At 43.0% G+C, this 23,728-nt stretch carries 13 protein-coding genes; 11 read left to right on the top strand and 2 right to left on the bottom strand.

Annotated elements, in window-relative coordinates; translation table 11 throughout:
- Position 1: 1 nt before the first annotated feature.
- The 9 genes from AC3CH3_RS08895 (at position 2) to AC3CH3_RS08855 (ending at position 17,704) form a co-directional block, all read left to right on the top strand.
- A complete protein-coding gene (locus AC3CH3_RS08895) occupies positions 2-2,170 on the top strand; it encodes a heparinase II/III domain-containing protein (protein ID WP_488536994.1) in 2,169 nt (722 codons plus the stop codon).
- 316 nt (positions 2,171-2,486) lie between these two features.
- Positions 2,487-3,341, top strand: coding sequence for a fumarylacetoacetate hydrolase family protein (locus AC3CH3_RS08890; protein ID WP_237300208.1), 855 nt, complete (start codon positions 2,487-2,489; stop codon positions 3,339-3,341).
- A 390-nt stretch (positions 3,342-3,731) separates the two neighbouring features.
- A complete protein-coding gene (locus AC3CH3_RS08885; RefSeq protein ID WP_488536993.1) occupies positions 3,732-4,448 on the top strand; it encodes a FadR/GntR family transcriptional regulator in 717 nt (238 codons plus the stop codon).
- A 781-nt stretch (positions 4,449-5,229) separates the two neighbouring features.
- Positions 5,230-7,008 (top strand): sodium:solute symporter family transporter, encoded by a 1,779-nt coding sequence (locus AC3CH3_RS08880; protein ID WP_017076740.1) that lies wholly within the window; start codon positions 5,230-5,232, stop codon positions 7,006-7,008.
- 218 nt (positions 7,009-7,226) lie between these two features.
- Positions 7,227-9,305 carry a DUF4962 domain-containing protein gene (locus AC3CH3_RS08875; RefSeq protein WP_488536992.1) on the top strand — a complete coding sequence of 693 codons (2,079 nt, stop codon included), beginning with the start codon at positions 7,227-7,229 and terminating at the stop codon, positions 9,303-9,305.
- Between the two features lie 636 nt (positions 9,306-9,941).
- On the top strand, positions 9,942-10,823 hold the full coding sequence (locus AC3CH3_RS08870) for an NAD(P)-dependent oxidoreductase (protein WP_004733521.1): 882 nt from the start codon (positions 9,942-9,944) through the stop codon (positions 10,821-10,823).
- A gap of 1,027 nt (positions 10,824-11,850) precedes the next feature.
- Entirely contained in the window at positions 11,851-13,722 is a 1,872-nt protein-coding gene (locus AC3CH3_RS08865) for a methyl-accepting chemotaxis protein (protein ID WP_488538171.1), read from the top strand.
- Positions 13,723-13,958: 236 nt separating this feature from the next.
- On the top strand, positions 13,959-15,710 hold the full coding sequence (locus AC3CH3_RS08860; protein ID WP_488536991.1) for a polysaccharide lyase family 7 protein: 1,752 nt from the start codon (positions 13,959-13,961) through the stop codon (positions 15,708-15,710).
- Positions 15,711-16,135: 425 nt separating this feature from the next.
- The gene (locus tag AC3CH3_RS08855; protein ID WP_488536990.1) at positions 16,136-17,704 is read left to right on the top strand and encodes a polysaccharide lyase family 7 protein; all 1,569 of its coding nucleotides are present in this window, start codon (positions 16,136-16,138) and stop codon (positions 17,702-17,704) included.
- Between the two features lie 687 nt (positions 17,705-18,391).
- Here the strand turns inward: AC3CH3_RS08855 and AC3CH3_RS08850 are convergent.
- A complete protein-coding gene (locus tag AC3CH3_RS08850; protein ID WP_488536989.1) occupies positions 18,392-20,200 on the bottom strand; it encodes a hypothetical protein in 1,809 nt (602 codons plus the stop codon).
- A 189-nt stretch (positions 20,201-20,389) separates the two neighbouring features.
- Complete coding sequence (locus AC3CH3_RS08845; RefSeq protein ID WP_488538170.1) at positions 20,390-21,250, bottom strand: oligogalacturonate-specific porin KdgM family protein; 861 nt, start codon at positions 21,248-21,250, stop codon at positions 20,390-20,392.
- Between the two features lie 502 nt (positions 21,251-21,752).
- Between AC3CH3_RS08845 and AC3CH3_RS08840 the strand changes: the two genes are divergently transcribed.
- The gene (locus AC3CH3_RS08840; RefSeq protein ID WP_488536988.1) at positions 21,753-22,604 is read left to right on the top strand and encodes a polysaccharide lyase family 7 protein; all 852 of its coding nucleotides are present in this window, start codon (positions 21,753-21,755) and stop codon (positions 22,602-22,604) included.
- 66 nt (positions 22,605-22,670) lie between these two features.
- Complete coding sequence (locus tag AC3CH3_RS08835; RefSeq protein ID WP_488536987.1) at positions 22,671-23,708, top strand: polysaccharide lyase family 7 protein; 1,038 nt, start codon at positions 22,671-22,673, stop codon at positions 23,706-23,708.
- Positions 23,709-23,728 lie beyond the last annotated feature (20 nt).

Below are 23,728 nucleotides of genomic sequence, written 5' to 3'. Positions count from 1 at the left end.
AATGAGCTATCAACCACTTTTACTTAACTTTGATGAAGCAGCAGAGCTTCGTAAAGAACTTGGCAAGGATAGCCTTTTAGGTAACGCACTGACTCGCGACATTAAACAAACTGACGCTTACATGGCTGAAGTTGGCATTGAAGTACCAGGTCACGGTGAAGGCGGCGGTTACGAACACAACCGCCACAAGCAAAACTACATCCACATGGATCTAGCAGGTCGTTTGTTCCTTATCACTGAGGAAACAAAGTACCGTGATTACATCGTTGATATGCTAACAGCGTACGCGACGGTGTACCCAACACTTGAAAGCAACGTAAGCCGTGACTCTAACCCTCCGGGTAAGCTGTTCCACCAAACGTTGAACGAGAACATGTGGATGCTTTACGCTTCTTGTGCGTACAGCTGTATTTACCACACAATCTCTGAAGAGCAGAAGCGCCTGATCGAAGACGATCTTCTTAAGCAAATGATCGAAATGTTCGTTGTTACTTACGCACACGACTTCGATATCGTACACAACCACGGCTTATGGGCAGTGGCAGCAGTAGGTATCTGTGGTTACGCGATCAACGACCAAGAATCTGTAGACAAAGCACTATATGGCCTGAAACTAGACAAAGTAAGCGGCGGTTTCTTAGCGCAACTTGACCAACTGTTCTCGCCTGACGGCTACTACATGGAAGGTCCTTACTACCACCGTTTCTCTCTACGTCCAATTTACCTGTTCGCAGAAGCGATTGAACGTCGTCAGCCTGAAGTTGGTATCTATGAATTCAACGATTCAGTGATCAAGACAACGTCTTACTCTGTATTCAAAACCGCATTCCCAGACGGTACATTGCCAGCTCTGAACGATTCATCGAAGACAATCTCTATCAACGATGAAGGCGTTATCATGGCAACGTCTGTGTGTTACCACCGTTACGAGCAGACTGAAACTCTGCTTGGTATGGCTAACCACCAACAAAACGTTTGGGTTCATGCTTCAGGTAAAACATTGTCTGACGCGGTTGATTCAGCAGACGACATCAAAGCATTCAACTGGGGTAGCCTGTTTGTAACCGATGGCCCTGAAGGCGAAAAAGGCGGCGTAAGCATCCTTCGTCACCGTGACGAGAAAGACGGCGACCCTAAAACCGCAGATACAATGGCGTTGATCTGGTTTGGTCAACACGGTTCTGATCACCAGTACCACTCTGCTCTAGACCACGGTCACTACGATGGACTGCACCTAAGCGTATTCAACCGTGGCCACGAAGTACTGCACGATTACGGCTTCGGTCGCTGGGTAAACGTTGAGCCTAAGTTTGGCGGTCGTTACATCCCTGAGAACAAGTCTTACTGTAAGCAGACGGTTGCTCACAACACAGTAACGGTTGATCAGAAAACACAGAACAACTTCAACACAGCATTGGCTGAGTCTAAGTTTGGTCAGAAGCACTTCTTCGTAGCAGACGACCAGTCTCTGCAAGGCATGAGTGGCACAATTTCTGAGTACTACACAGGCATAGACATGCAACGCAGCGTGATTCTTGCTGAACTTCCTGAGTTCGAGAAGCCACTAGTTATCGATGTATACCGCATTGAAGCTGACGCTGAGCACCAATACGACCTACCCGTTCACCACTCTGGGCAGATCATCCGTACTGACTTTGATTACAACATGGAAAAAACGCTTAAGCCATTAGGTGAAGATAACGGTTACCAACATCTATGGAACGTTGCTTCAGGTAAAGTGAACGAAGAAGGTTCTCTAGTCAGCTGGCTACATGACAGCAGCTACTACAGTCTAGTAACCAGCGCGAATGCGGGCAGCGAAGTTATTTTTGCTCGCACTGGTGCTAACGATCCAGACTTCAACCTTAAGAGTGAGCCTGCGTTCATCTTACGTCAGTCTGGTCAAAACCACGTGTTTGCTTCTGTACTAGAAACGCATGGTTACTTTAACGAGTCTATCGAAGCCTCTGTAGGCGCTCGTGGTCTAGTTAAATCAGTATCTGTTGTGGGCCATAACAGTGTCGGGACTGTTGTTCGCATTCAGACTACTTCTGGCAACACTTACCACTATGGTATTTCAAACCAAGCTGAAGACACGCAGCAAGCAACTCACACTGTTGAGTTCGCGGGTGAGAAATACTCGTGGGAAGGATCATTTGCTCAACTGTAAATGATTAACATACATGCTGTTTAACGATGGCATGTATTGATGTGGTGCTTTGCGGGAACGAAGCATCACATTGAATTCAGTCGTGATTGCAAAATCATTCGTTGATACCAACAACGACTGAATACATCGGGAATAAGTCAAACCGAGTAACTCACTGCGAGTTGCTCGGTTTTTTTATGCGTGTAGGAAACAGAATTGAACGGCTTACTAGAAGGGATAAGGAACAAAGAGTTAACCCCAGCGAAGGAAAATAGCTAATGCTCACCTGTGTTTAGACTACAGTAACTGATAGGAATAAACGGTTAGGGAGTGAATCATGAAGTTAATGAAAGGGTTGGTATTAATACTAGCGGTCTCTTGTTCTACCTCTGTTTTTGCTAACGCTGTTTTAGCAAATGAAGAGTCTGATAGCAGTGTCGAAACTGGGGAGTTCGTACGTTATCAATATCAAGACAAGATCAGTTATGGAAAGTTAGATAAAGGCGCAGTGCTGCCAATTAGTGGCGACATCTTTGGCGAATATTCAGTCGCGAAGGCTTCGATTCCACTGGATTCGGTTGAAGTGCTACTGCCAACACAACCAGAGAAGGTATTCGCCGTCGGGATGAACTTCGCTAGCCACTTAGCTTCACCTGCCGATGCACCACCGCCGATGTTTCTTAAACTTCCTTCCTCTTTGATTCTCACAGGCGAAGTGATTCAAGTGCCACCAAAAGCAAGAAATGTTCACTTTGAAGGCGAGCTGGTGGTTGTGATTGGGAAAGAACTCAGTCAAGCCAGTGAAGAAGAAGCCGAACAAGCGATCTTTGGTGTCACGGTGGGCAATGATATTACAGAAAGAAGCTGGCAAGGCACGGACTTACAATGGCTTCGAGCGAAAGCTTCAGATGGCTTTGGCCCCGTTGGTAATACGATTGTTCGTGGTATCGATTATAACAACGTGCAATTAACCACGCGTGTAAATGGCAAGGTTGTTCAACAAGAGAATACATCGTTTATGATTCACAAACCTACAAAAGTCATCAGCTACTTGAGCCACTATTTTACCCTCAAACCGGGCGATCTTGTTTTCATGGGCACGCCGGGAAGAACCTATGCTTTGTCCGACAAGGACCAAGTGAGTGTCACGATTGAAGGGATAGGGACTGTGGTCAACGAAGTGCGGTTCTGATGGAATTGAATTAGCGTTGGGAGCTACAGAGCTTATGTCTGAATTTGCAGTACGTAGACGACTTGAACCTATTAATTTGAACTAGGTTAACTTGTGTAGTGAATAAACTAACAGTTTTTCGGTTCCATTATTTTAGCCCAATTGAGTGATGTTTTTGGAAGCGAGCAGAGAAAACGAGAATGACGAACCTACATGCTCGGCGAGGGTTTTGTTAGTGGTGTAACACAGTGTTTCTAGCTAAGAGAAATTAGATGCTTTCTAAGTGTTTGATTAATTGAATAAATTAACAGGTACTATCCGCGTTGATTTTACTCAATTGGATGTAGGTTGAAATACTGTTATAGTACTCCTTAAATAATACATAAACATAACATATAAATAAGCGAACTTATGGCTAGCACTTTTAATTCAATTTCGGGCTCGAAGCGTAGCCTGCACGTGCAAGTAGCACGCGAAATCGCTCGTGGAATTTTGTCTGGTGATCTGCCGCAAGGTTCTATTATTCCTGGTGAAATGGCGTTGTGTGAACAGTTTGGTATCAGCCGAACGGCACTTCGTGAAGCAGTTAAACTACTGACCTCTAAAGGTCTGTTAGAGTCTCGCCCTAAAATTGGTACTCGCGTAGTCGACCGCGCATACTGGAACTTCCTTGATCCTCAACTGATTGAATGGATGGACGGCCTAACCGACGTAGACCAATTCTGTTCACAGTTCTTAGGTCTTCGCCGTGCGATTGAACCTGAAGCGTGTGCGCTGGCGGCAAAATTTGCGACCGCTGAGCAACGTATCGAGCTTTCAGAGATCTTCCAAAAGATGGTCGAAGTGGATGAAGCTGAAGTGTTTGACCAAGAGCGTTGGACAGACATTGATACTCGTTTCCATAGCTTGATCTTCAATGCGACCGGTAACGACTTCTACTTGCCATTTGGCAACATTCTGACAACCATGTTCATTAACTTCATTGTGCACTCTTCTGAAGAGGGAAGCACATGCATCAATGAACACCGTAGAATCTATGAAGCTATCATGGCCGGTGATTGTGACAAGGCGAGAATTGCTTCTGCCGTTCACTTGCAAGATGCTAACCACCGTTTGGTAACTGCGTAGTAGATGCGTAATAGAAATGGTTTAAAGTACGTCTGAGCCATTTCAGATTGAGATGAACAGCCACACGCTCAGATAAACGACTTAAAAAGGTATGCCAAGCGCATGCCTTTTTGGTTTTTAGGCCTCGTGTTGCACCATCTGTAGCACTATTTTGGGGCAGCCTTTTCGCTACGTCTCTTAAGCTATTCTTCCACGTTACAATCCGCCTTATTTTTAACGTCAACGTAACAATCCCAAATCATCGTTCTAAACACATTTTTAGACTGTCCGTATCAGACAAATAGTTATGCGACAGTCGGGATTTTTTACCTCTAAGTATTCTAAATCTGCGATAACACAAACAGGGTTCGTGGATTTAGAATACTTAGATATTTAAATTGAATTCTAATGATATTACCCGCTCGATTTTGATAAAAAACACTGGTTTATTGTGTGATGAATGATGTGAAATTGGTCTCAAATTCTCTTTTATTATTTTTTAGGTCTTTATGTTTATATGTGTTCGGTTGTATTTGTTAATAAGTGTGCAAAGTCTCACTTTTGTTTTAAGTTGTTGTTTTTAAGGTGAAATTTATTTTAAGTGTTTGATCTTTTGGATTTTTACCTAAAACCCTAACAATTTGCTTAATGGATTAGTCATATTCCATCCTATGTCATATATATAATTAACTTAATCAATCAAAATAAGATCACCATCACTTATTTGGATTATTGTACTACAAATAAAGAGTCGAATTTCCTATAGTCCTCGTAACAAATTATAACGGACAAAGGATACACGATGGAACTCAACACGATTATTGTCGGCATTTATTTCCTATTCTTGATTGCGATAGGTTGGATGTTTAGAACATTTACAAGCACTACTAGTGACTACTTCCGCGGGGGCGGTAACATGTTGTGGTGGATGGTTGGTGCAACCGCCTTTATGACCCAGTTTAGTGCATGGACATTCACCGGTGCAGCAGGTAAAGCGTATAACGATGGTTTCGCTGTAGCGGTCATCTTCGTAGCCAACGCATTTGGTTACTTCATGAACTACGCGTACTTCGCGCCGAAATTCCGTCAACTTCGCGTTGTTACGGTAATTGAAGCGATTCGTATGCGTTTTGGTGCGACCAACGAACAAGTATTCACTTGGTCTTCAATGCCGAACTCAGTGGTATCTGCGGGTGTGTGGTTAAACGCATTAGCAATCATCGCTTCGGGTATCTTCGGTTTCGACATGAACATGACTATCTGGGTGACTGGCCTAGTGGTCTTGGCGATGTCGGTAACAGGTGGTTCATGGGCGGTAATCGCATCTGACTTCATGCAGATGGTTATCATCATGGCGGTAACGGTAACTTGCGCGGTTGTAGCGGTTGTTCAAGGTGGTGGTGTTGGTGAGATTGTTAACAACTTCCCAGTACAAGATGGTGGTTCGTTCCTTTGGGGCAACAACATCAACTACCTAAGCATCTTTACGATTTGGGCATTCTTCATCTTCGTTAAGCAGTTCTCTATTACTAACAACATGCTTAACTCTTACCGTTACCTAGCGGCTAAAGATTCAAAGAATGCAAAGAAAGCCGCACTGCTTGCTTGTGTGTTGATGTTGTGTGGTGTGTTTATTTGGTTCATGCCTTCTTGGTTCATTGCAGGTCAAGGTGTCGATTTATCAGCGGCTTACCCGAATGCAGGTAAAAAAGCGGGTGATTTTGCTTACCTATACTTTGTACAAGAGTACATGCCAGCAGGTATGGTTGGTCTATTAGTTGCCGCGATGTTTGCAGCGACAATGTCTTCAATGGACTCAGGTCTAAACCGTAACTCAGGTATCTTTGTTAAGAACTTCTACGAAACAATCGTTCGTAAAGGTCAAGCATCAGAGAAAGAGTTAGTAACCGTATCTAAAATTACTTCAGCGGTATTTGGTTTCGCTATTATCCTAATCGCACAGTTCATCAACTCATTAAAAGGTTTGAGCCTGTTTGATACGATGATGTACGTAGGTGCGTTAATCGGCTTCCCTATGACGATTCCTGCATTCCTTGGTTTCTTCATCAAGAAGACTCCGGACTGGGCTGGTTGGGGCACGCTAGTTGTTGGTGGTATCGTATCTTATGTGGTTGGTTTTGTTATCGACGCAGAGATGGTAGCAGCGGCGTTTGGTCTTGATACTCTAACAGGACGTGAATGGTCTGATGTTAAAGTTGCGATTGGTCTGATTGCTCACATCACGCTAACTGGTGGCTTCTTCGTACTATCTACGATGTTCTACAAGCCTTTATCAAAAGAACGTCAAGCGGATGTTGATAAGTTCTTTGGCAACTTAGATACGCCATTAGTAGCTGAATCGGCAGAGCAAAAAGTGTTGGATAACAAACAACGTCAAATGCTTGGTAAACTGATTGCGGTAGCGGGTGTTGGTATCATGTTGATGGCTCTTCTGACTAACCCAATGTGGGGACGCCTAGTCTTCATCTTATGTGGTGTGATAGTTGGTGGTGTCGGTGTTCTACTTGTGAAAGCGGTCGATGACGGCGGCAAGCAAGCTAAAGCGGTAACTGAAAGCTAATAGCTAGCGAACGTTTAGACAAAATGCGACGACTCGAAAGAGCGTCGCATTTTTTGTTTTGCGAAGTGAGTAAACGCGCCTAGCTTACAACATCAGACCTAAATCACGAAAACTGTAAAAAATTGTACGATCGAATCGAAATACATTCAATTGTCCTACAATAAGACGTATATTGTTGCTAATTCCTTTCAATCAACTTGAAAAATAAGTGAGTTAGAATGAGCGACCAAAAATCTCTTGATGCAATCAGGAAGATGAAGCTGGAAAACGATACTTCAGCAGGTAATCTTGTAGACCTACTCCCTATCGAAGTTCAAACACGTGACTTTGACCTATCATTCCTAGACACCTTGAGCGAAGCACGTCCGCGTCTTCTTGTTCAAGCTGATCAGTTAGAAGAATTCAAAGCGAAAGTGAAAGCTGATGAAGCTCACTGCATGTTTGATGACTTCTACAACAACTCGACAGTTAAGTTCCTTGAGACTGCTCCTTTTGAAGAGCCTCAAGCGTACCCAGCTGAGACGGTAGGTAAAGCTTCTCTATGGCGTCCTTATTGGCGTCAAATGTACGTTGATTGCCAAATGGCACTGAACGCGACACGTAACCTAGCGATTGCTGGTGTTGTGAAAGAAGATGAAGCGCTCATTGCGAAAGCAAAAGCTTGGACTCTAAAACTGTCTACGTACGATCCAGAAGGCGTGACTTCTCGTGGCTATAACGATGAAGCGGCTTTTCGTGTTATCGCTGCTATGGCTTGGGGTTACGACTGGCTACACGGCTACTTCACAGATGAAGAACGTCAGCAAGTTCAAGATGCTTTGATTGAGCGTCTAGACGAAATCATGCACCACCTGAAAGTGACGGTTGATCTATTAAATAACCCGCTAAACAGCCACGGTGTTCGTTCTATCTCTTCTGCTATCATCCCAACGTGTATCGCGCTTTACCACGATCACCCGAAAGCAGGCGAGTACATTGCATACGCTCTAGAATACTACGCAGTACACTACCCACCATGGGGCGGTGTAGACGGCGGTTGGGCTGAAGGTCCTGACTACTGGAACACACAAACTGCATTCCTAGGCGAAGCATTCGATCTATTGAAAGCATACTGTGGCGTAGACATGTTTAACAAAACATTCTACGAAAACACAGGTGATTTCCCGCTTTACTGCATGCCTGTTCACTCTAAGCGCGCGAGCTTCTGTGACCAGTCTTCAATCGGTGATTTCCCAGGTCTAAAACTGGCTTACAACATTAAGCACTACGCAGGTGTTAACCAGAAGCCTGAGTACGTTTGGTACTACAACCAACTGAAAGGCCGTGATACTGAAGCGCACACAAAATTCTACAACTTCGGTTGGTGGGACTTCGGCTACGACGACCTTCGCTTTAACTTCCTTTGGGATGCACCTGAAGAGAAAGCACCATCGAATGATCCACTGTTGAAAGTATTCCCAATCACGGGTTGGGCTGCATTCCACAACAAGATGACTGAGCGTGATAACCATATTCACATGGTATTCAAATGTTCTCCGTTTGGCTCAATCAGCCACTCTCACGGTGACCAAAACGCATTCACCTTGCATGCATTCGGTGAAACGCTAGCGTCAATCACTGGCTACTACGGTGGTTTCGGTGTTGATATGCACACTAAATGGCGTCGCCAAACGTTCTCTAAGAACCTTCCACTATTTGGCGGTAAAGGTCAGTACGGCGAGAACAAGAACACGGGCTACGAAAACCACCAAGATCGCTTCTGTATCGAAGCGGGCGGCAACATCTCTGAATTCGACACTGAATCTGATGTGAAGATGGTCGAAGGTGATGCAACAGCGTCTTACAAGTACTTCGTTCCTGAAATTGAATCTTACAAGCGTAAGGTCTGGTTTGTTCAAGGTAAAGTATTCGTAATGCAAGACAAGGCAACGCTTTCTGAAGAGAAAGACATGACTTGGCTAATGCACACAACTTTCGCAAACGAAGTGGCAGACAAGTCTTTCACTATCCGTGGCGAAGTTGCGCACCTAGACGTAAACTTCATCAACGAGTCTGCTGATAACATCACTTCAGTTAAGAATGTTGAAGGTTTTGGCGAAGTTGACCCATACGAGTTCAAAGATCTTGAAATCCACCGTCATGTTGAAGTGGAATTCAAGCCATCGAAAGAGCACAACATCCTGACGCTTCTTGTTCCTAATAAGAACGAAGGCGAGCAAGTTGAAGTGTCTCACAAGCTTGAAGGCAACACGCTACTGCTAAATGTTGACGGTGAAACGGTTTCAATCGAACTGTAATTCGCTGAAGTAACAGAAGCTAGATATTAAAAACTCCGAGTGAAAGCTCGGAGTTTTTTTGTTTGGCTAGTCAGTTAAGTTGTATTAGCTGGCAACGTCGGGAACCCCATCAGGTTGAAAGAAAACTAAATGGCCAAGAGATCAATCGCTTCTCGATGCCAAGTCAGTCGCTCGAGGGTTAAACCTGGAAGCTGATACACACAAAGACTGGGTATGTACTTAGCCACTATGCTCAATGAAATGTGCAGGAGTCGTATACGAGACCCGCATGTCTCGCTTTGTTAGAAGAATAGGGCGCCAACCCCTTTTTCGTAAATACTGATATGACTTACTTCTGCGTGAACAGTCTAATCACTGGCTGAGTAAGGGAGTAGTGAACTATACATAGGTAATGGCGTAGCTTGTTCTTACTAATCGTATGACATTTAACGTATGTTATTTCATCAATAGACGAATTTTTGAGTGGGATATCGTTCCTCAAAGTACAAAGCGTGACCATATTCTCTCGTAAAGTGAATCCCCGTCACAACTTGCGTCTAAGCATCGAAGGATTACCCTAAAACTATTGCGTAACGGAAAAGACGTCGTTATTATAATGACCATATAATCATACAATACTATATTTGGAGTTTGAACATGACTAAACCTGTAATCGGTTTCATTGGCCTAGGTCTTATGGGCGGCAACATGGTTGAAAACCTACAAAAGCGCGGCTACCACGTAAACGTAATGGATCTAAGCGCTGAAGCTGTTGCTCGCGTTACAGATCGCGGCAATGCGACTGCATTCACTTCTGCTAAAGAACTAGCTGCTGCAAGTGACATCGTTCAGTTTTGTCTTACAACTTCAGCTGTTGTTGAAAAAATCGTTTACGGCGAAGACGGCGTTCTAGCGGGCATCAAAGAAGGCGCAGTACTAGTAGACTTCGGTACTTCTATCCCTGCTTCTACTAAGAAAATCGGCGCAGCTCTTGCTGAAAAAGGCGCGGGCATGATCGACGCACCTCTAGGTCGTACTCCTGCACACGCTAAAGATGGTCTTCTGAACATCATGGCTGCTGGCGACATGGAAACTTTCAACAAAGTTAAACCTGTTCTTGAAGAGCAAGGCGAAAACGTATTCCACCTAGGCGCTCTAGGTTCAGGTCACGTGACTAAGCTTGTAAACAACTTCATGGGTATGACAACTGTTGCGACTATGTCTCAAGCTTTCGCTGTTGCTCAACGCGCTGGTGTTGATGGCCAACAACTGTTTGACATCATGTCTGCAGGTCCATCTAACTCTCCGTTCATGCAATTCTGTAAGTTCTACGCGGTAGACGGCGAAGAGAAGCTAGGTTTCTCTGTTGCTAACGCAAACAAAGACCTTGGTTACTTCCTTGCTCTTTGTGAAGAGTTAGGTACTGAGTCTCTAATCGCTCAAGGTACTGCAACAAGCCTACAAGCTGCTGTTGATGCTGGCATGGGTAACAACGACGTACCAGTAATCTTCGACTACTTCGCTAAACTAGAGAAGTAATCGACGTGCGACCTCGCTAGGGTATTGCCTGTCTTTTTAGGCAGCGATACCTCAGCGAGGTTCGTTTTTATCTGCCATACCCAAACCTTTGTTCTCTCGTTAAAATCTTCTACTTCAATTTCCTCAGCTACATCTAGTCAAAACTCTGTTACTGCCTCAATTCCTATTTTTGTTTCTATATCTATTCGTAAATTCAAAGCCTTTTAGCACCCACTTGTTCACTTACTTTTCTACGTAAACTTAAAACCAGTGCACTTACAGGATTGTTGGTGATGACTTAACACCGCTCGTGTATCGGGCCTGAGAAGAAAGTAAAAAAAAGCCCACACAGCTGGTGACTGTATGGGCATGTTCGGAAGAGCCGTCTGGAAAAACAAATGATCAATAGCAAGTGAAAAAACGAATAACGAGATCCCCCGACAGTTTCTACGTTAAACGCGTTCAATGACCTTAAAGCGGCTGCTTCAATTATCACTTTGAACTGAACAAAAGCATCCAGAAAGAACTTAAGTTATGATTCAAATACACCATAACCTAAGGCTTATTGTATTACAAATAGATCTTAAGGTTGAATGCCTTTAGTGAATGGTTAGTTGGTAGAAGTGTGAGTTAAGACTCATTTTTTACTCTACTGGGTGAGGAGAAGAACAAGAGTTTCCGAAAGGGTGTTATCGGAGAAATGATGAGCTAATTATCCAAAAATCGATCTATTTTAATGTGTTATGCGTCAATGTTTAACTTCGAACAAAATCCAAATTCATAAATGATACCTATGTCACAGGGCGATTTTAGTCAGTTTTAATATATCAAGGTCGCTCACAGAATGGCTGGTTAATTAAACATACAATATTAATTAAATTGATGGTTGTGACGATGGATCGGCATGAACAAGTTTCGCTTTCCGTATCTTCGAAAATGTAAAAAGTGACCATTTCATTCGGATGAAAATAATAGACATAGGTTGATATGGATGATGAGTTTTATGAATTCAAAATTGTCTCTAGGGTTTAAAGGAAAATTGATTTTAATGGTAGCGATCGTCAGTTCTAGTGCTTTGGCATTTACGAACTGGTTTACGCTTAACTTGGCCACTGAACAGGTAAACCAAACGATTTATAACGAGATTGATCACTCGCTTACGATAGAAATCAATCAAATAGAAAGTACCGTTCAGCGCACCATTGATACCGTTAACTCTGTTGCACAAGAGTTCATGAAATCCCCATACCAAGTGCCGAATGAAGCACTGATGCATTATGCTGCAAAGCTCGGTGGCATTGACAAGATTGTGGTGGGTTTTGACGACGGCCGTTCTTACACTTCTCGTCCTTCAGAGTCTTTCCCTAACGGTGTTGGAATCAAAGAAAAATACAACCCAACGACTCGCCCTTGGTATCAACAAGCGAAATTGAAATCAGGCTTATCTTTTAGTGATCTGTTTTTCACTAAGAGTACTCAAGTGCCTATGATTGGTGTGACGTACTCATACCAAGATCGCGTGATCATGGCGGACATTCGATTCGATGATTTGGAAACTCAGCTCAAACAGCTAGATAGCATCTACGAAGCGAAAGGTATCATCGTGGATGAGAGAGGGATGGTTGTTGCATCCACAATCGAAAACGTATTTCCGCAAAGCAATATATCTTCTGCAGATACTCAAATGAAACTCAACAGTGCTATTGAACAGCCTGATCAATTCATTGAGGGTGTGATTGATGGCAACCAGAGGATTTTGATGGCCAAGAAAGTGGATATTGGCAGCCAGAAAGAGTGGTTCATGATCTCTAGTATTGACCCTGAACTCGCGCTCAATCAGTTGAATGGCGTGATGTCGAGTGCGCGCATCCTTATCGTGGCTTGTGTGCTTGGCTCGGTGATATTGATGATTTTACTTCTGAATCGCTTCTACCGCCCAATCGTGTCACTGCGCAAAATCGTCCACGATCTATCTCAAGGTAACGGAGACCTCACTCAAAGGCTTGCTGAGAAGGGGAATGATGACTTAGGGCATATCGCCAAAGACATCAACTTGTTCATCATTGGCCTGCAAGAGATGGTTAAGGACGTCAAATTTAAGAACTCGGATCTCGATACTAAGGTACTGAGTATTCGTGAAGGTTGTAAAGAAACCAGCGATGTACTGAAAGTTCACACTGATGAAACGGTTCAAGTGGTCTCTGCAATTAACGGCTTATCTGAAGCATCAAACGAAGTCGAGAAGAGTTCTCAGTCGGCGGCAGAAGCAGCAAGAGAGGCAGCCGTGTTCAGTGATGAGACGAAACAGATTAACACCGTGACGGAAACCTATATCAGTGATCTTGAGAAGCAAGTCTGCACCACTTCTGATGACATTCGTTCAATGGCCAATGAAACGCAGAGCATCCAGTCTATCGTGTCTGTGATTGGCGGCATTGCTGAACAAACTAATTTGCTGGCATTGAATGCGTCAATTGAAGCGGCGAGAGCGGGTGAGCATGGTCGAGGTTTCGCGGTAGTTGCTGATGAAGTCCGTGCGTTAGCCAACCGAACTCAAATCAGTACCTCTGAAATTGATGAAGCGCTGTCTGGCTTGCAGTCTAAATCATATGGTTTGGTTAAATCGATTGAGTTGACCAAAAGCAACTGTGAAATGACGCGTGCTCAAGTGGTTCAAGCGGTAAATATGTTGGCGAAGCTAACGGAACAGATGGAAACGGTGAGTCGTTTTAACAATGACATTTCGGGTTCGTCTGTTGAGCAAAACGCTTTAATTCAAAGCATCGCTAAGAACATGCATAAGATTGAAAGCTTTGTTGAGGAGCTTAATAAGTTAAGCCAAGATCAGTTGACTGAATCAGCAGAAATCAAAACACTTAACGGTAGCGTTAGTGAGTTGATGAGCAGCTTTAAGGTTTGAGTTTTCTAATATTTATATAAAAAATCAACACACTTAGTTTAGTTGTTGATCTGAGAGCCACTCAATAACTATCGAGTTTAGAGTGGCCTTTCTGCGTTGTTCTTGAGTCTAACTCTACGTAATATCCGTTCATTTCACTTCATTTGCCGCACCTCACATTCTGATAAATAGACAATTGACATAAAATAGTACAAATATACATTATCACTCTACTCTTATGGATAAGTGAGATAAATGTGAATAAGCCAATCTTCATCGTAGTACTCGCTTCGCTTACGTATGGCTGCGGTGGAAGCAGTTCCAGTGACTCAAGTGACAGTAGTGATCCTTCTGATAGCAATAACCCAGGAACGTCTTATGGTGTTGTTGCTCCCTATGATATTGCCAAGTATCAAAACATCCTTTCCAGCTCAGATCTTCAGGTATCTGATCCTAATGGAGAGGAGGGCAATAAAACCTCTGAAGTCAAAGATGGTAACTTCGATGGTTATGTCAGTGATTATTTTTATGCTGACGAAGAGACGGAGAATCTTATCTTCAAAATGGCGAACTACAAGATGCGCTCTGAAGTTCGTGAGGGAGAAAACTTCGATATCAACGAAGCAGGCGTAAGACGCAGTCTACATGCGGAAATAAGCTTGCCTGATATTGAGCATGCAATGGCGAGCTCTCCCGCTGATCACGATGAAGTGACCGTGCTGCAGATCCACAATAAAGGTACAGACGAGAGTGGTATGGGTTATATCCCTCATCCGCTATTGCGTGTGGTTTGGGAGCAACAACGAGATGGCCTCACAGGTCACTACTGGGCAGTCATGAAAAACAATGCCATTGATTGTAGCAGCGCTGCTGACTCTTCGGATTGTTACGCCACTTCATATAATCGTTATGATTTGGGAGAGGCGGATCTCGATAGCTTCACCAAGTTTGATCTTTCTGTTTATGAAAACACCCTTTCGATCAAAGTGAACGATGAAGTTAAAGTCGACGAAGACATCACCTACTGGCAGCACCTACTGAGTTACTTTAAAGCGGGTATCTATAATCAATTTGAAAATGGTGAAGCCACGGCTCACTTTCAGGCACTGCGATACACCACCACACAGGTCAACGGCTCAAACGATTGGGATATTAACGATTGGAAGTTGACGATTCCTGCGAGCAAAGACACTTGGTATGGAAGTGGCGGTGACAGTGCTGCTGAACTAGAACCTGAGCGCTGTGAATCGAGCAAAGACCTTCTCGCCAACGACAGTGATGTCTACGACAGCGATATTGGTCTTTCTTATTTCAATACCGATGAAGGGAGAATGCACTTTAGAGCAGATATGGGTTATGGCACTAGTACACAAAACTCTAACTATATTCGTTCTGAGTTAAGGGAGTTGTATCAAAGTAGTACTCAACCGGACTGCAGCACCGGCGATGAAGAAACAAGTTGGTATTTGAACGACACACGAACCAATAAAACTAACCATCAGCTCACCGCCACCTTGCGAGTTGAAGATTACCCGAACATCAGCAACCAAGATCCAAAAGTGGTACTTGGACAAATTCATGTTTGGAAGATCAATCAAGCATTGGTGAAACTATTATGGGAAGGAGAGAGTAAGCCAGTAAGAGTGATACTGAACTCTGATTTTGAGCGTAACAACCAAGACTGTGATCATTGTGACCCGTTCAGTGTCGAGTTAGGGACTTATTCGGCAAGTGAAGAGTGGCGATATACGATTCGTGCCAATCAAGATGGTATCTACTTGGCGACTCATGATTTAGATGGAACCAACACCGTTTCTCATTTAATTCCTTGGGGACAAGATTACACAGATAAAGATGGGGACATGGTTGCGTTAACATCAGATTGGACATCGACAGACATCGCTTTCTATTTCAAAGCAGGCATCTATCCACAGTTTAAGCCGGACAGCGACTATATCGGTGAGGTGTTTGATGTGAGCTTTAGTTCTCTTAGAGCAGAACATTATTGAATTAGCTGACGTTTGAGTAACAACAATGACTGCCTTAAAGACCATATTGATTCCCAACAATGTGGTCTTTTTTAACTGCTGCGACACTGTTGAATGATGTGTTCTGAACGACAAATGCTCTGCTCGAGTGATGCAAATTCTCACCATTACCGCTCGTTTTTTTCGCCCTTGATAGCCCATTTAGCATTCTAAATTTTTATATATTGTCTTTTATCAATAGGAAGTGTGATCCAGTTAAAGTATGGAAAAAGCGGAAAGTGTTCCCAGTCTCATTTATTCAACGAAGTGTTTTATTTGTATTATAAGATTACGTAATATTTTTATGTTGTCGCAAATACTGAGAGGGGGATTACCTTATAGCTCGTGTTTGCCAATTTTGTTTTCACTTACAAATGCTGCCTTTGTAATATAATAATGGATTAAATATGAAACAAATCACTCTAAAAACCTTACTCGCTTCTTCTATTCTACTTGCGGTTGGTTGTGCGAGCACGAGCACGCCTACTGCTGATTTTCCAAATAACAAAGAAACTGGTGAAGCGCTTCTGACGCCAGTTGCGGTTACCGCTAGTAGCCATGATGGTAATGGCCCTGATCGTCTCGTTGACCAAGACCTTACAACACGTTGGTCATCTGCGGGTGACGGCGAGTGGGCGACACTAGACTATGGTTCAGTGCAAGAATTTGATGCCGTTCAAGCATCTTTCAGCAAAGGTAACGAGCGCCAATCTAAATTTGATATTCAAGTGAGTGTCGATGGCGAAAGCTGGACAACCGTACTTGAAAACCAACTGAGCTCAGGTAAAGCGATCGGCCTAGAGCGTTTCCAATTCGAGCCAGCAGTGCAAGCACGCTACGTAAGATACGTTGGTCACGGTAACACCAAAAACGGTTGGAACAGTGTGACGGGGTTAGCGGCGGTTAACTGTAGCATCAACGCATGTCCTGCTAGCCATATCATCACTTCAGACGTGGTAGCAGCAGAAGCCGTGATTATTGCTGAAATGAAAGCGGCAGAAAAAGCACGTAAAGATGCGCGCAAAGATCTACGCTCTGGTAACTTCGGTGTAGCAGCGGTTTACCCTTGTGAGACGACCGTTGAATGCGACACACGCAGTGCACTGCCAGTTCCAACAGGCCTACCTGCTACACCAGTTGCAGGTAACGCGCCAAGCGAAAACTTTGACATGACGCACTGGTACCTATCTCAACCATTCGACCATGACAAAAACGGCAAGCCAGACGATGTGTCAGAGTGGAACCTTGCAAACGGTTACCAACATCCTGAAATCTTCTACACAGCTGATGACGGCGGCCTTGTATTTAAGGCTTACGTGAAGGGTGTACGTACCTCTAAAAACACCAAGTACGCACGTACCGAGCTTCGTGAGATGATGCGTCGTGGTGATCAGTCTATTAGCACTAAAGGTGTTAACAAGAACAACTGGGTATTCTCAAGCGCGCCTGAATCTGACCTAGAAGCGGCTGCTGGTATTGACGGCGTTCTAGAAGCAACGTTGAAAATTGATCACGCAACAACCACAGGTAATGCGAACGAAGTAGGTCGCTTTATCATTGGCCAGATTCACGATCAAAACGACGAACCAATTCGTCTTTACTACCGTAAGCTTCCAAACCAAGCAACGGGCGCAGTTTACTTTGCACATGAAAGCCAAGACGCAACAAAAGAGGATTTCTACCCTCTAGTGGGCGATATGACGGCTGAAGTAGGTGACGATGGTATCGCACTTGGTGAAGTGTTCAGCTACCGTATTGACGTTAAAGGCAACACGATGACTGTTAGCTTGATGCGTGAAGGTAAAGACGACGTGGTACAAGTGGTTGATATGAGCAACAGCGGCTACGACGTAGGCGGCAAGTACATGTACTTCAAAGCGGGTGTTTACAACCAAAACATCAGTGGCGACCTAGATGATTACTCACAAGCGACTTTCTACCAGCTAGACGTATCGCACGATCAATACAAAAAGTAATCTAACTCAATAAACAATCGCCTCCAACTCCTAGAGTTTGGAGGCTTTTTTGTGCCTGTTGTTTGGGTAAGGTAAATAGCAGGCCGTTCAATAGGTTAGATAGATCGCTGGTGGTTGACCTTGTTTGTCAGTTCTACATTTTGTCTCTCAATCCCTTGTTCAATATCCAACAAAGCTTCCTATTTGCCTCACGTGCCAGTCTTGGTAAGCTGTCGTTTAAGATGTTGTGATTGGAACGATAGGCTTAGGTTGCTTGCACAAGCTTGTATTTACATATTAAGTATTCTCGACCATTCATGGGTCGGTGTTTAAGGTTGGTTTGTAAATCGAGATTAAGCCCTAAACCCTAAATTCTATGCAAACAGGTTATTTATAGTGGTATCTAGGTAGGGAAGAGTTTGTAATTACAACATGATTTATGTTGAGACATTTCTAGCCTAAGTTAATAGTGATTCGCAGCAGAAAAACATGTCGATTAGTTAAATAATCGATGACGCGTGGAAGTTTAAAGGGACTGGTGAGCTTTCGAGGTTTGAATTTGGCATTGAATGACAAGTCTCTTAATGGCGAGAGTAAGTGGGCTATTTACGAGTTAGCTTTTTTCAAATGAACGATTTAGTTAAGTCGAATAGAAATAAAAATGCCGTCACTAGGACGGCATTTTTGACAGAGTTTTAGGTCAACTTACTACTCATCAGTGTTCAGAGGATCTTCAGAAACAACCGCAGAGAATGTACTTGAGTTGTATGGTGAAGCACTCAAATTTGCACCAATGCTGTAGTTCTCGTAGTCATCAGAGAAGATTTCAGTTGTGCCTGCTGTATCGGAGTAAACTTTGTAGTCGTCGACATATAAAGTTGTATCTGCAGTCCCACTGTTTGAAGAGAATTTAATGGCTGTCGCAGTTACTTCCACACCTGGCGTAGTATTTTGTGACGTATAAGGCCCGTACTCAGTACCATTGACCTTAACGGTGTAAGTACCAGCAACAGCTGAGCTTGATGTGTCCCAAGACATCTCAAGGTCAATCCATGTACCTGGAGTGAATGTTGTTACTTGAGTATCTTCACCACGAAGTGTGATTTTCCCTTCATCAATCTTGAATTCACCAATCAAAGATTTTGTTGAGTTGGCTGAATCAAATAGAGAGACATATGCAGACTCAGTTTCAGCAGCGTCATAGTACATCGAAACTTTATGCGTACCTGTCGTCATACCTGAGTCAAATTTGTAACGCAATTCTCCGGTGTCACCTATATCTTGGTCAGTAATTGCCGCAACTTGGTTGTCGGTAGGATCTGGTTCTGGCTCAGTGCTTCCACCATCAACAATAACAGTTGCTTCCGCAGTATTGTTGTTGTAAGGATTGCCTGATAAAAGTTGACCATTCGGGTAGTTATTGAACTTATCCTCAAATACTAACTCGTCAGTAGTTGTGTCATTTGAATACACTTTAAAGTTATCAGCGTTCAATTCGTAATGTGTTGTGTTGGAAGTATCACCAAGCTTTAACGATACGATAGTCACAGCAGTTTTATCGAAAGCTTCAAAGCCGTTACCGCTATTGTCGTATACGGTGTCATTGACCTTGAATGTGTAGTAGCCGCTGGCCCAACTGACTTCAACCGCGAGATCCTCGCCTAACGTGTAAGTGCCTACAGGTTCCTCAGCAATTTGAGGTTTACCACTACTATCGGTAACTGTAGAACGGTAGAAAATTTCTCCTGCGTTAAAAATTACTTCGCCGTGTAAATTAGTGTTAGAAGTACCAGAAGCGTAGAGACTAATATAAGCGTTGTTGCCTGAGTCGTTTTCTGGCTGCACTGAATCTTCATCTACTTGGTAGATTAGATCAACGGTCACTTTTCCTGATTCAATGCTGTCTACGGTTGCACCAGTGCTGCTGTCAGACAGTTTTAAACGCAACTCTCCAACATCATTTTTTACGCCGCCATTGTTCGTATCTAAAATTTGAACATATCCGTTGATACCACTCGCCTCATTGGCTTGACTGATGGCGTCTTGTACGCTGTCCGTATCGGCTTGATCTGACCCTGAGTAATTGATACCAGTAGATTCATCAGAAATGCTTAGCACACCTGCGTCATCTAACGAAAAGACACCATCTAGAATTTCAAGAGTGGATGATCCAGTTTCATAGTAAGTAAAAGAAACAGTGCCAGCTTCTTCATCATAATTGTTTGTAGAGGCACTTGCGTCTTTAATAGTGTATGTACCTAAGTCGTCATCGTCGTCATAGTATTTATGATTACCGTCTTCTTGGAAAACATACACATTTGGAAGATCTGCGTTTGATGACGCTGATATCGAAGCGGAGCTACCATCACTGATTTGCCAGTAACCTGAAGTTAATGTTGATGGTTGGTTGCCCGGATCGGTAGTACCGTCAGTTGGAATAGGTAAACCATCACTGTTACAACCGAATAATAAACCTGTCGAAAGAGCGACAGCTGTAGCGACTTTAGAAATCTGCATAAAATATTCTCTTTATGATATTAAATCCATATGTAAATCACATAAGAAATAGATAATGAATAGTCGTTAATATTTATTAGGATGAAGCTAATACGAATTAGAACATCCTATTATTTAAAATAAAGTGCTTAAAATATGCCCCAAAATTTTCAAGAGGAGAGGGGTACTTTATAAATCGACTATTTCTAATTAGAATGAGTAAGCAACACCAACACGGTATTTTGCTTCGCGATCTTTAGAGGATGAGCTGATATCAGAAGACCAGATCTCAGCAAAAGGTTTCCAAGAACCGAACTTGTAGTTTACTTTTAAGCCAGCATCCCATTCCCAGTCATCACTATTGTAAAGAAGTACGTTATCCAAAGATTTCACATAGTTTGCTTCGTAAGAAAGGCCAAGCTTCGGTAGAGACTTAATTTTATATGCACCAGTTAGCGTAATTTTTGATTTTTGAGCTGATTCTAAACGTTCGCCAGTTTCTGAATCTTTATCACCAAACTGCGTATGGTTGCGAAAATCAGCGTATTCATGACGGTAACGAATAGCAGTTGTTAAACCCATGTCTGCTTTGTAGCCAACACGGAATTGAGGCTTGAACGTAACCTTCTTCATTTTCCAGTCGCCGCCGTTGTAGTTCGGCTCATCCCAGTCCCAAGCGATTGGCATACCAACCTGTAGGTACCAGTTGTTATCGACCTTATAAGTTGCAGTGTTTTCGACTTCCATGCCGTAGATGTACCAATTGCCGTCATAGAAGCTTCTACTGTTCGCTGATTTAACTTCGCCAGAATCTGCGTCGTAGTAAGAATCGTCAGTATGGAATTTAACTTCAAGACCCGTTGAGTGTTTCCACTTATCTGACAGTTTGAAGCTATGACCTAGTTTTACACGGTGCTGGTGGCGAGCATCAACATGAGCTTCATCTCCGTTGGTTTTTGTATAATCAGTCGCTGCACGATACTCATAGCGGTAATCAAGTGTTGTCGCTGATGCCATTCCTGCAAATAAAGTTGTTGCCACTGCGATAGCAACCATATTCATTTTTTTCATCATTACTCTCGTATTTTTAGATTTAAGATTAAGTAAAGGTAGGGTATTCCTAGTGAGCCACCCAATAACTAATACAATAATCTTATATGTTAAGTTTATGAAAAACCGTGAGCTGGTACTCAATGCGAATAAATGGAGTATTGACTAGTTTGTTAATTCAGTTGTGAGTCACGAAAATTGCTATAATTCCAACGAAAAATGCCCTTAATTGTTAAAATATGGCGCTATAGATAACAAATGTAACTTTTTGAACTCGTCATATAGCAAAGTGTTATGAATATCCCACTTTTAATACTGTGTTTAATCTCAATAATGACTGGTCTCTCAATTTCCCCACTTGTCCAAGAAACACAATAATCATGTGATAAAATAATACAAATGTTTTATCAGTGGTCGTAACAACATGACCTGGATAGCTGGAATCAAACTGTCTTTATTTCATTGGTTAGTTTGTTGGTTCGATGGTCTGTACGTTTACCAAATGGTTGGTCGAGTAAGAAAAATGAAAAACTTAATATGCTTAGCCGCAGCAACTTCTCTTTCGTTAGGGGCGTATGCGTCCGATTTAGGAATCCCTGCTGATTCCTCTCAATTCAAAGAGATTTTGAAAGTTTCTAAGCTGCAAATGTCTGATCCTAAGGGGAAGCTCGGGAATAAAAAGGACTATGCGAGTAAAGGTGAGTTCGATGGGGTGGTGTTTGAACATTTTTATCTTGATGAACCGACTCAAGCGTTAGTCTTTAAAATGGCGGGCTATAAAAACCGCAGTGAGCTCCGTGTTAATGACAACTTCAAAATCGATGAACCCAGTAAATACCACCATTTAAGCGCTGAGTTTATGCCTATTAACCCTCGTGATTCGGTTAAAAATAGCGAAAAGAAACGAGATGAAATGACGTACTTGCAAGTGCATAACAAGGGTACGTATTACGATGGCAAACAGGATTCCCATGGAGAAGGATATATACCTCATCCGTTGGTTCGCGTGGTTTATGATGCAAATAGAAGCGGTAAGACCGATTGGTATTGGGCAATCATAAAAAATAATGCGGTTAACTGCAGCTCCAAGAGCGGCAATAAAGGCTCAGCGGAATGTAAGAAAGCTTATATAAAGTTACCGCTTGGCCCGATAGCTGAAAAAGGCTCGGACAAATTTGATATTTACGTAGGTAACCAAAGATTAATCATCAACCATAACGACAGCACTGTAGTTAATCACGACATTAGCTATTGGAAAGATATGGTGAGTTATTATAAGGCTGGCGTTTATAACCAATTTAAAAATGGTGAAAGCGAAGCCCATTTCTACAAGTTAGCTTATTCAATAAAAAATAAACCTGTTATTACAGATTAGGGTAGTACTGCCTAATTTAATATTGATGGGTCTACAAATACTCGTTTGTTATTAAGGATAATTTGGATGTTCAAAAAAAATATGCTTGCTGTAGCTTTGCTATCAGCAGTACCTATTGTGTCGTTCGCAAATAACGGTGTTTCTTACCCCGTACCTGCCGATAAATTCGATATGCATAATTGGAAAATAACCATACCTTCAGATATTAATGAAGATGGTCGCGTTGATGAAATAGAAGGGGTCGCTATGATGAGCTACTCACATAGTGATTTCTTCCATCTTGATAAAGACGGCAACCTTGTATTTGAAGTTCAGAACCAAGCGATTACGACGAAAAACTCGAAAAACGCCCGTTCTGAGTTACGCCAGATGCCGCGTGGTGCTGACTTCTCTATCGATACTGCTGACAAAGGTAACCAATGGGCATTGTCTAGCCATCCATCAGCAAGCGAGTACAGTGCCGTTGGCGGCACGCTAGAAGCGACCCTAAAAGTGAATCACGTAGCGATTAACGCTAAGTACCCAGAAAAGTACCCAGCTCACTCGGTGGTTGTTGGTCAGATTCACGCTAAAAAACATAATGAGTTAATCAAAGCTGGAACTGGTTACGGGCATGGTAATGAACCACTAAAGATCTTCTATAAGAAGTTTCCTGATCAAGAGATGGGTTCAGTATTTTGGAACTATGAGCGTAACCTAGAGAAAAAAGATCCTAACCGTGCCGATATCGCTTACCCTGTTTGGGGTAACACTTGGGAAAACCCAGCGGAACCGGGTGAAGCAGGCATTGCTCTTGGTGAAGAGTTTAGATACAAAGTGGAAGTGAAAGGCACCATGATGTACCTAACGTTTGAAACAGAACGTCACGATACGGTTAAGTATGAAATCGATCTGAGCAAGGGTATTGATGAGTTTGACTCACCAACGGGTTATGCTGAAGATGATTTCTATTACAAAGCGGGCGCATACGGCCAATGTAGTGTGAGCGATTCTCACCCTGTATGGGGGCCAGGTTGTGGCGGTACTGGCGATTTCGCTGTCGATAAAAAGAATGGCGACTACAACAGTGTGACTTTCTCGGCACTTAAGTTGAACGGCAAATAGTACATAGCATAACCAGTAGG

The organism is Vibrio sp. QJM3NY_35 (genome assembly GCF_057785915.1).
This window is presented reverse-complemented; position numbering and strand designations above follow the sequence as displayed.